Genomic DNA, 1163 nt, shown 5'->3' with positions numbered 1-1163 from the left:
ACTTGGGGGAATTCATGACGTTCGAGCAAGAATGGGCCGAACTGCGCGCGGCGGCGGCCGAGCGGACTGCCATGCGGATCAACAGTGCTCCGGCCGCGGGCGGCGGAGGCGGCGGAAAAGACCTGGTGGTCAATCGGGACGATCTCGGCGCTATCGGCAATGACGCGTATGACCTGCTGGGCCGGCTGGGGAAGGACGGCGACATCGCCCGTCCCTCCACGTTCGACGCGGCGATAGCGCTGACCAACGGGAACTTCGTGAGCGGTTCGGCCGTGCTGAAGGTGCACGACTTCTGGCAGACCCACCTGAGGACGCTGCTGGACGCCTGCGCGCAGATTTCGAATCACCTCGATTACAGCAAGGCCCAGCATGCGAAGGACGAGGTGAAGATCGAGGGAGATCTGACGCGGGTTTCGGTGCTCACGCAATACATGAAATAGGGCTCGGGGGAGCGCGCAACATGCTGAAGTACGAGGACATCATCGACGCCCCGGTGGCGAAGCTGAAGGCCGCCGTCGACGACTGGTCGGAGATGGCGGGGAAGCTGGACAAGCTTGCCACCGACGCCGCCGACGGGATGAAGAAAAAGGCGGACAGGGCGGCCTGGGAGGGCGTCAACGCAGGGGTCACCAAGGCGTTCATCGGTAAGACGGCCAAGGAGTTCGCGGACGCCGCGGCCGAGGCCAAGGGTGTGAAGCTGATCCTGGAAGAGGGTCACGCGGCCATCAAGAAGGCCAAGGACGACCTGGTCGCCATCCGGGACCACGAGGGGCCCGCGGCCGGCATCCGGGTGGACGGCAAGGGCAAGGTCACGGCGAAGAACCCGTTGTCCGAGATCCCCGGGGCGCGGCAGGACCCCGACTACAAAGAGCCCCTGCAGCAGGAGCAGCGGAACATCGAGTCGTGGCAGAAGAGGATCGACCTGATCGTCGACAACTGCAACGACACCGACCTCGCCTTCAAGAACACCCTTGAGGCCAATGTCACCGACCGCAAGGACTTCAGCGCACCGACGTACACGAAGCTGGACCAGGAGGAGGCCGCCCGCGCCGCCGCTCTGGCGGGCAAGGGCCGGGACCTCACACACTCCGAACTTCAGCAGCTCAACGAGCTGCTGAAGGACAACAGCAAGTCGGTGGAGTTCTCCAAGAACTTCTACGAGA

1 protein-coding gene and 1 pseudogene are annotated in these 1163 nt (G+C 64.3%); both read left to right on the top strand.

The window, feature by feature from the left end; all coding sequences use genetic code 11:
• Positions 1 to 14 precede the first annotated feature (14 nt).
• Positions 15 to 440, top strand: a complete 426-nt coding sequence (locus tag I8N67_RS41595; RefSeq protein ID WP_200309558.1) for a hypothetical protein — start codon at positions 15 to 17, stop codon at positions 438 to 440.
• 20 nt (positions 441 to 460) lie between these two features.
• A pseudogene (locus tag I8N67_RS41590) lies at positions 461 to 1163 on the top strand (hypothetical protein); the annotation flags it as partial.

Source organism: Streptomyces adelaidensis, from assembly GCF_016598475.1.
Taxonomy (GTDB): Bacteria; Actinomycetota; Actinomycetes; order Streptomycetales; family Streptomycetaceae; genus Streptomyces; species Streptomyces adelaidensis.
Note: the sequence above shows the minus strand (reverse complement) of the source record. Positions and strands in the feature narration are given on the sequence as shown.

Coding starts and splice junctions, on each gene's coding strand:
- I8N67_RS41595 (WP_200309558.1), top strand. CDS start 15: ATGACGTTCGAGCAAGAATGGGCCGAACTGCGCGCGGCGGCGGCCGAG.